Annotated in this window: 5 protein-coding genes; 3 read left to right on the forward strand and 2 right to left on the reverse strand. The window is 70.2% G+C overall.

Translation table 11 applies throughout. The features are described from left to right. Positions 1-31: 31 nt before the first annotated feature. Positions 32-1,195: a formate-dependent phosphoribosylglycinamide formyltransferase gene (gene purT, locus ACE3O8_RS01680; RefSeq protein WP_374386108.1), complete on the forward strand. Its 1,164-nt coding sequence runs from the start codon at positions 32-34 to the stop codon at positions 1,193-1,195. Between the two features lie 14 nt (positions 1,196-1,209). Next, entirely contained in the window at positions 1,210-2,067 is an 858-nt protein-coding gene (purU, locus tag ACE3O8_RS01685; protein ID WP_374386111.1) for a formyltetrahydrofolate deformylase, read from the forward strand. Here purU and ACE3O8_RS01690 read toward each other — a convergent pair. Next, positions 2,064-6,284 (reverse strand): translocation/assembly module TamB domain-containing protein, encoded by a 4,221-nt coding sequence (locus ACE3O8_RS01690; protein WP_374386113.1) that lies wholly within the window; start codon positions 6,282-6,284, stop codon positions 2,064-2,066. The two genes, purU and ACE3O8_RS01690, sit on opposite strands and share 4 nt — an antisense overlap. Then, positions 6,284-8,305: a BamA/TamA family outer membrane protein gene (locus tag ACE3O8_RS01695; RefSeq protein ID WP_374386115.1), complete on the reverse strand. Its 2,022-nt coding sequence runs from the start codon at positions 8,303-8,305 to the stop codon at positions 6,284-6,286. The genes ACE3O8_RS01690 and ACE3O8_RS01695 overlap by 1 nt, the downstream gene beginning before the upstream one ends. Before the next feature lie 135 nt (positions 8,306-8,440). Here ACE3O8_RS01695 and ACE3O8_RS01700 point away from each other — a divergent pair, with 135 nt between their 5' ends. Further along, positions 8,441-8,887 (forward strand): peptidylprolyl isomerase, encoded by a 447-nt coding sequence (locus ACE3O8_RS01700; RefSeq protein WP_374386117.1) that lies wholly within the window; start codon positions 8,441-8,443, stop codon positions 8,885-8,887. The last annotated feature ends 62 nt before the right edge of the window (positions 8,888-8,949 follow it).

Genomic DNA, 8,949 nt, shown 5'->3' on the forward strand with positions numbered 1-8,949 from the left:
GCCATCAGGCGCGCCGAAACAAGAGGACGATATGGCCTTCATTGCAAAGATCCTGCTGCTGGGTTCCGGGGAACTGGGCCGCGAGTTCGTGATTTCCGCCAAGCGGCTGGGCGCTGAGGTGATCGCCTGCGACAGCTATGCAGGTGCCCCGGCCATGCAGGTGGCCGACGGGTTCGAGGTGTTTTCGATGCTGGACGCCGAGGCGCTGAAGGCCGCGATCGCGAAGCACCGCCCCGATTTCGTCGTGCCCGAGGTGGAGGCGATCCGCACCGAGGTGCTGGCCGAAGTGGAGGCCGCGGGGCAGGCGGTGGTGCCGTCCGCCAGGGCGGCGGTGATGACGATGAACCGGGATCGCATCCGCGAAGTGGCCGCGACCGAACTGGGCCTGCGCACCTCGCGCTATCGCTATGCCGAAAGCCTGTCCGAGGCGGAAGCCGCGCTGGCGGTGACCGGCCTGCCCTGCGTGGTGAAGCCGGTGATGTCGTCCAGCGGCAAGGGGCAATCGACCGTGCGCGAGGCGGCTGGAATGGCCGCCGCCTGGGACTATGCCGTCGCCAACATGCGCGGCGACCGGGCGCGGGTGATCGTGGAGGAGTTCATCGACTTCGATTACGAGATCACCCTGCTCACGGTCCGCCACCGGGGCGGGATCAGCTTCTGCCCCCCCATCGGGCACCGGCAGGAACGGGGCGACTACCAGGAAAGCTGGCAACCCACCCCGATGTCGGCGGCAGCCCTTGCAGACGCGCAGGCGATGGCGGCGAAGGTGGTGGACAATCTGGGCGGCCACGGCCTGTTCGGGGTGGAATTCTTCGTGCGCGGCGACGAGGTGATCTTTTCCGAACTGTCGCCCCGCCCGCACGACACGGGCATGGTCACGCTGATCTCGCAGACCCTGTCGGAATTCGATCTGCACGCCCGCGCGATCCTGGGCCTGCCCATCCCCGACGTCCGGCTGTGGGGGCCGTCCGCCTCTGCCGTGATCCTGGCGGCGCGGGATTCATCCGCATTCCGCTTCGAAGGCCTGGCCGAGGCGCTGGCGACGCCCGGCGGCGAGGTCGACGTGCGCCTGTTCGGCAAGCCCACCACCCGGCCCTACCGCCGCATGGGCGTGGCGCTTGCCCGCGCGGAAACGGCCGATGCCGCCCGCGCCGTCGCCCGCACGGCCGCCGCCGCCGTCCGCATCCTCGACTGAACCGGAAAGACCCGATGAGCCGTCGCCACATCCTCGTCCTCTCCTGCGCCGACAGGCCGGGAATCGTCGCCGCCGTCGCCGGGCATATCGCCCGCTCGGGCGGCAACATCACCGAATCCAGCCAGTTCAACGATCCCGATACCGACCGCTTCTTCCTGCGTACCGGCTTCACGCTGGCAGATGGCGCGGACGAGGCGGCGATGCGCGCCGGCTTCGACGCGCTTGCGGCGGAGTACGGGATGACGCTGTCGCTGCGCGCGGCGGACCTGCGCCCGCGCGTGCTGATCCTGGTTTCGAAATTCGATCATTGCCTCGTCGACCTCCTCTATCGCCAGCGGATCGGGGAGCTGGACATGGAGGTGGCGGGGATCATCTCGAACCACGAGCTTTCGGCGCATTCCAACGCCGATTTCGGAGCGATTCCCTTCCACCACCTGCCCGTCTCGCCCGACACGAAGGCGGCGCAGGAAGCGCGGCTGCTGGAACTGGTGGCCGAAAGCCGCGCCGACCTGGTGGTGCTGGCGCGCTACATGCAGATCCTGTCCGACAATCTGGCCGCCCGGCTGTCAGGGCGCTGCATCAACATCCACCACAGCTTCCTGCCCAGCTTCAAGGGCGCGCGCCCCTATCACCAGGCGCATGATCGCGGGGTGAAACTGATCGGCGCCACCGCCCATTATGTGACGACCGACCTGGATGAAGGCCCCATCATCGAACAGGATGTGGAACGCATCAGCCACGCCGACACGCCCGAGGATCTGGTGCGCAAGGGCCGGGATATCGAGCGGCGCGTGCTGGCCCGCGCCGTGGGCCTGCACCTTCAGGGCCGGGTGCTGATGAACGGCCGGCGGACGGTGGTGTTCCGCGACTAGCGTTCCCGCTGGTAGCGCAGGTTCACGCTGGAATTGCCGACCGAGCTGACCTCCAGAAGCACGCTCCAGATCCGGCTCAGCGTCAGCTGCACCGTCGTCAGCGTGTTGCCCTGGCTGTCTGTCAGCACCTCCACATAGATGTTGCGCGTCAGCCGCTTGCCGATGGCGATGCCGGTTCCCATCCCGGTCTGGGCGTTGTCGCCCACCAGCCGCAGCCGGTCCACGCCGACGGAGCGGCGGATCTTGCCCATTGTGTCCACGCCGGATTGCAGGCCGGCGATGGCCGTCGCCAGCTGCACCGCTTCCGTCACGCTGAGGTCGGCGACGGATGATCCGAACAGCAACCGCGACAGGATCTCGTCCTCCGGCAGCGAGGGCGACGAGCTGAAGCGGATGTCCGGCTTGCCCGCCGTGCCGCTGATCGTCACGAAGGCGGTCACTTCCTCGGCCTGGGTCTGTGCCTGGATGTTCAGCGAACTGTCCAGCGGGCGCCCGTTGAAGCCCACCCGGCCGCTGGTCAGGTCGAAACTGCTGCCGGCGAAGCTGAACTCGCCGCGCACCAGTGTCGCGGTGCCGATGAACTGGGGGGCGGCCGCCGTGCCGCGCACGCGGATATCGCCGCGCCAGGTGCTTTCCAGCCCCATGCCCTCCACCAGCACCCGGTCGTCCGCGCGCACCCGCACATCCAGCGCGATATCTGAAATGCGCAGCGACGGCTCCGGCTCGGGCAGCCGCACTTCGCCCGCGCGGCGCACCTGCAGTTGCGGGATTTCGCTGGTTTCCATCTGCACCAGCTGGACCCGGGCGGTGTCGACCATCAGGTCGCCCGACAGCGTGATCTTCCGCCCCTGGCCCGAAAGCCGCAGCGGCCCCGACAGGGTGAATTCCAGCGTGTCGGAATTGGCGAGCCGGGCGCGGCTCAGATCGACATTGAGATCCACCTGCTGTTCCAGCCCGAAGCGCACGAAGCCCGATCCGGAAATGGTGCCGCCGTTCGCCCGCCCGGTGATGCTGTTCAGTTTCAGCACACTGCCGCCGAACTGGCCGTCGAAGGCCATGTCGACGATTTCCGTGCCGAAGGCGGCGTTGCGATAGACCAGCCCCTTGCCCCGCGCGATGCCCGTCAGCACCGGATCCGTCGGCGTGCCGGACACGTCGGCCCCGATCGCGATGGAGCCCTTCAGTTCCTGCCCTTCCAGCCCGGCCAGCGCCCACAGCGGTTCGACCGGGCCGTTATAGCGGATGCCGCCGGAAAGCCGCCCCTGCTCGAACCGCTCCTGCGGGGTTTCGCCGGGGCCGGGATCCACGCGCAGCACCAGCCGGCCCAGATCATTGCCCTGCCACGCCATCTTCGCGCCCAGCAGCAGGCCCGCCCCGTCGGACGTGGCCGACAGCCGCACATCGATCGGGATGGAAATGCCCGTCACGCCCGCGCGCTGCAGGCCCGTGATCGTCAGGTTCGCCTCGCCCACGGGGATGCGCGATTTCGCGTCGCCCCGGATCGCGATCTGGCCGTTCGCCTTGCCGCCGAAGCCCCAGCGGTCCGACACCAGATCGAGGATGGAGAGATCGACGTCCTTCAGCGACATCCGGATCTCGCGCCCGGCGCCGAACCGGCCTTCCATGTCCACCTGGCCGCGCGGCAGCATCAGCCGGGCCGGCATCAGCCGCCAGCCATCCTCCACCTTCACCAGCCGGGCCGGCCGCTCCAGCTTCATCGGCAGGTTGCCCATGCGGCCGTCCATGAAGAACAGATAGCCGTCCGAAACGGACTGCACGCGGCCGCTGGCCTTGAAGGCCTGCCCGTCGCCGGTGCGGCCGCTGGCGGTGACGGTCGCGACCCCGCTCTGCCCCGTCAGGTTGGCGGCGCCGGTCACGTCGGTCAGCACCAGCGCGCCGCGGCGCACGCCGGATGCGGCGAAGCTGCCCTGAATTTCCGGCCGGTCGGGCACCAGCCGGATGGTCGCGCGGGCGGCACCCTTGCTGATCGCGATCGGCTGCTCCAGCGGAATGCGGGCGTTGCGCGCCCGCGCTTCCATGTCCACCTGCTGGATCGCGCCGGCGGCAGAGAGGTCGAAGGTGGCGTCCACCCCCTGGCCGTCCACCGTCAGCGTTCCGGCGAAGGGCCCCGCCGTCGTCTGCACCAGCCGGCCCCGCGCCTCCAGCCCGGCGATGGCGGCATGGTCGATATCGATGCTCAGCGGCTGGCCCTGCCCGAAGCCGATCACCGCGCGGCCGCTCAGCGGCCCCTGCGGGCTGTCGCCCCGCGCCGTCACCAGAAGGCCGCCCGGCGCGGGCGCGATGTCCGCCACCAGCCCCGTCACGCCGAAGCCGAAACCGGGGCTGGCCATCGCCAGCGTGGCATGCGGTGCGGTGGAGGTGCCGGACGCCGTCAGGGTGAAGGGGCCATAGGCGCGGCTGCGGCCCTGCGCATCCAGCGTGAAGCGGCCGCTCGCCGGATCATAGCTGGCCTTCGCCCCCGAAATATCGAGGTTGGGGCTGGCCAGCGCCGCATTGCTGACGGCGATGGTGCCGTTCGCCGCCAGCACGAAGCCGCCGCTCACCCTGGGAAGACCGCCCAGGAACGTCTTCATCGATGCATTGTCCAGGCCCAGCGCCCGCGCATCGAACCGCCCCGAAACGGATGGCCGCGCCGCGCCCGCCGGGCGAAGGATGTCGGCCGTCACCTGCGCCGTCACCGGGCCCAGGTTCGGCACCAGGATCCGGGCGACGCTGGCGTTCACCCGCGCCGTCGCCCGCCCGTCGGCGGCCAGCGCGCCGCTGCCGCTGGCAGTCAGCTGCGTGGTCTGCAGCTGCACGCCCGTCGCCGTCAGCCCGCCGTTCGCAAAGGCCAGCGTGCCCGACAGGCGGGGGGCCTGCAGAAGGGCTGCGGTTTCCGGCGGCAGGCCCACCAGCCGCGTCGCGCGCGCCGTGAAGGGCAGCTGCATGGGCCGCGCCTGCGTCGCCCGCAGCAGCCGACCTTCCGCCACCAGCCCGTCCGCGCCCATCGGCCCACCCTCCGCCGCGAAGCGGATGGTGGTGGCCGTGGCCCGCCAGCGCACATCCGGATCGGCAACGGGGCCGTCAGCCGTCAGCGTGGCGGCGATCCCCTGCCCGGAAAGCGCGGGCGACACCGTCTGCGGCTGCCGCAAGGTCAGCGCCAGCTGCACGCCCTCCAGCAGGTTGTCCGTCGTGTCGATGCGCCCGCCGCCTTCCAGCGCCAGCGCATCGGAACCGGCCGCCAGCTTCAGGTCGAACCAGTCCCCGTCGCGGCTGGCGGTTGCATCCAGCGCAATCGCCGGGGCCGCAAGCGGCGCCAGCGCAGACCCTGCGGGCAGCAGCGGCTGCGGCATCAGCCGGCCGGTCGCGCGGAACCGGCCATCATCCGCCGACAGCGACAGGTCCGCCAGCTGGGCCGCTGCCTCGCCCTCGCCCATCCGGGCCTCCATCTGCCCGCGCCAGCGGCGCCAGCTGCCCTTGCCCGCCGCCGTCAGCACCAGCGGCTTTTCCAGCCCGGCGGCGGTCGTTACCAGCCCGCCGGCGGGGGCGCGCAGATCGGCCTCCAGGTCGAACCGGTCGCGGTCAGGCTCTGCGTCCAGCAGCAGCAGCAGGCGGTCTCCGGCGGTGGCGCGGGCCTGCATGTCCAGCAGCACCCGGCCCGATCGGATATCCGCCCGCCCCGTGGCGGCCAGCTCCTCGCGCCGGCCCAGCAGCGGCTCTTCCAGCACGACCTTCGGGAAATCGAACCGCCCCAGCCGCACGTCGATGTCGGGCAGGATCGGCTCGTCCGGGTCGCGCGGGTTGATGTTCCACATCCGCAGGATGCGCACCTCCGGCACGTCCAGCCGGTTGATGGACACGATGCGGCGGACCAGCGTGATCGGTTCCCAGTCCACCTTCGCCAGCGGGATCACCGCCAGCGGGCCGTCCAGATCCTTCACGACCACGTCCACCATTTCAAAGCGCGACAGCAGCGATCCGTCGATCCGGCCCACCTCATAGCGGATGCCCGATTCCGGCTGCAGGCCGGAAACGCGGTGCGCCACGAAGGCGCGCCCGCCCGGCGTTTCCGCCAGCCACCACAGCCCCAGCGGAACGGCCGCCGCCAGCGACAGCGCCAGCAGCAGCAGCGCGCCCAGCAGCCAGCGCCACCAGCTCCGGCGCGGCGGGCCTTCGAACGGATCGGTGTCCGCTTCGGCTGCCTCCGGCCCGGCCATCAGAAGGCCTGTCCGATCGAGATATAGAGCGCGAAGGGCGGGTCCAGCGGGCCCCGGTTCAGCGCCCGCGCCACGTCGATACGGATCGGCCCGAAGCTGGTGAAGTATCGCGCGCCCACGCCCGCGCCGAAGCGCATGTCGCTGAAGCTGGGGCCGGGATCGGCATTCACCGAACCCGCGTCCACGAAGCCGACCACGCCGAAGTCGCCGAAGCGGTGGCGCACCTCCACGCTGGATTCGAACAGCCCACGCCCGCCCACAGGCCGCCCGTTCACCCCCAGCGAGCCGACGGACTGGTAATCATAGCCGCGCACCGATCCGCCGCCGCCGGCATAGAGGCGGCGGGTGGGCGCGATGTTGAACAGGTCCGCCCCGAAGATGGCGCCGGCGCGCGCCCGTCCCGCCAGCACCGTCTTGTCGGCGACGCTCTTGTAGGCGCTGCCTTCCAGGAACGTCCGCGCATAGGTCTCGATCCGCGAGCCTTCGCGGGACACCTCCGGGTTCACATCCACCCGCAGCCGATAGCCAGATGTCGGGTCCAGAAGATCGTTTGACCGGTCATACCCCACCCACAGCGGCAGGCTCGCGAACAGGAAGTCACGACGCCGGGCATCCGGATCCAGATCCTTCGTCAGCCCCTTGCCCCGTTCGCGCGAAATGCCCAGCCCGAAGGCCGCATTCCAGGTCCAGCGCTTCTGCCAGATCGGGGTGGAGGCCCGGCCGATGCCGACGCCGACCAGGAACTGCTGCGCTGAATAGGCGGCCGGGTCCAGGTTGGCGACTTCCGCCGTCGCCTCGAAGCTGCGGTCGCGCTGGCCGAAATTGCTCTTCAGCAGCTCGGCAGAGGCGCGCTGCTCCTCGGTGCCCAGCACGACCCGCGCCGTCAGCATGCCTTCGGGCGGATGGAAGTTGCGGTGCCGCCAGCTCCCCTCCATCCGGAAGCCCTCTTCCGTCGCGTACCCGATCTGCCCGGTCAGCAGCCGCTGCGGCCCGCGGTTGCCCTGCACCTGCATTTCCGCCACGGCGCGGCCTTCCGCATCCCGCACGCCCGTATCCACCGCCTTCACGGTGACGCCGCCGAACTGCTGGGTGGCGATCAGCGCGCGGCGGAAATCGTCGACAAGCCGGGCGTCATAGGGCTGGCCCGGCGTGAAGCGGGCGATCACGCGGGCATGGGCTTCGTCGAACGGACGATAGCCGGTCAGCTTGATGTCGCCGAACACGCCTTCGGGGCCCAGATCCCCCGTCAGCAGATAGGTGCCCGTCGGGGCGTCGGCATCCAGAACCACGTCGCGCACGCCGATTTCCGCAAAGGGGTATCCGCTGCTGTTCAGCTTCAGCAGCAGCGCGCCTTCCGCTTCCTCCACGGCGGCGGCGCGGATCGGATCGCCCACCTGCAGGCCGAAGCCGTCGGCCAGATGCGACCGGTCGTCCGGGATCAGGTCCAGCACGATCTGGCGCCAGCTATAGCGTTCGCCCGGCACCACGATCAGCCGAATCTCGGCCTGGCCCTGGGTCTCGAAATCGCTCTCCACCGCCACCGTGGCGCTGTACCAGCCTTCGGAGAACAGGAGCCGCTGCATCAGCTGCTTGTCGGCGTTCGCGCGCGAAGCCAGCTGGGCGGCGGTCGCAGGGCGGTTCTGCCCCCGGTGCAGGGCAGACAGGCGGCGGAAACTGGAATCGAGCCCGGTTTCCGCCAGCCCGTCGACCGACACGCGATAGCGAACGCCGTCCTGATGTGCTGCCACGAAGGTGAAATCGGTGCGCGGCGCGGGATCGAAGGTGGCAAGCGGCGGCAGCGGCGCCATCAGCGCCGGCTCGATCGGATCGACCGGCGGCAGCACGATCGGGTCACCCGTTTCCTCGCCCGCCGCCGCGTCCACTTCCGGGATCGGCGGCAGCGGGGCGAACAGGTCATCCTCTGCCGGCAACTGCTGCGCCAGTGCAGGCGGGGCGACGGCCAGCAGCCCCGCCAGAATGGCGGGCACACCCCGGACAGCTGGCAGGCGGCGCAATATCACGGCGCCAGACAAAGACGGGTCTTGGCGCAAAGGCAAGGGGTTCGGGCCGGAATCCGGGGCGGATTGCGGCCGGCGGGGCTGGCGGGCGGGCGCATCCGGGGCTAGGGCGCGGCTTCAATCAGGAAAGGATCGAACATGGCCGACACGCTGAAGCTGACCACCGAAACCGGGGAGGTGACCATCCGGCTGCGCCCGGATCTGGCCCCGAACCATGTGGCGCGGATCGTGGAGCTGGCCGACAGCGGCTTCTACGACGGCGTCGTCTTTCACCGCGTGATCCCCGGCTTCATGGCGCAGGGCGGATGCCCGAACGGGCGCGGCACGGGCGGTTCCAGCCTGCCGGATCTGAAGCAGGAATTTTCCGCCGAACCGCATGTGCGCGGCACCTGCTCCATGGCGCGCACCTCGAACCCCGACAGCGCCAACAGCCAGTTCTTCATCTGCTTCGACGACGCCCGCTTCCTGGATCGCCAGTACACGGTGTGGGGCGAAGTGATCGAGGGCATGGAGCATATCGATGCGCTGCCCAAGGGCGAACCCCCGCGCGCGCCCGGCCGCATCGTCTCGATGAAGAGCGCCTGAAGACGCGTCGGCGGCCCCCCCCCGGCGGGCCCCCCCCACAAAACCTGAACACCTACCCCAGA

This window comes from Sandaracinobacter sp. (assembly GCF_041909755.1).
GTDB lineage: Bacteria > Pseudomonadota > Alphaproteobacteria > Sphingomonadales > Sphingomonadaceae > Sandaracinobacteroides.

Excerpts from the sequence above, each read along its gene's own strand:
- ACE3O8_RS01690 (WP_374386113.1), bottom strand. The coding sequence starts at position 6,284 with ATGGCCGGGCCGGAGGCAGCCGAAGCGGACACCGATCCGTTCGAAGGC.
- purT (WP_374386108.1), top strand. The coding sequence starts at position 32 with ATGGCCTTCATTGCAAAGATCCTGCTGCTGGGTTCCGGGGAACTGGGC.
- purU (WP_374386111.1), top strand. The coding sequence starts at position 1,210 with ATGAGCCGTCGCCACATCCTCGTCCTCTCCTGCGCCGACAGGCCGGGA.
- ACE3O8_RS01700 (WP_374386117.1), top strand. The coding sequence starts at position 8,441 with ATGGCCGACACGCTGAAGCTGACCACCGAAACCGGGGAGGTGACCATC.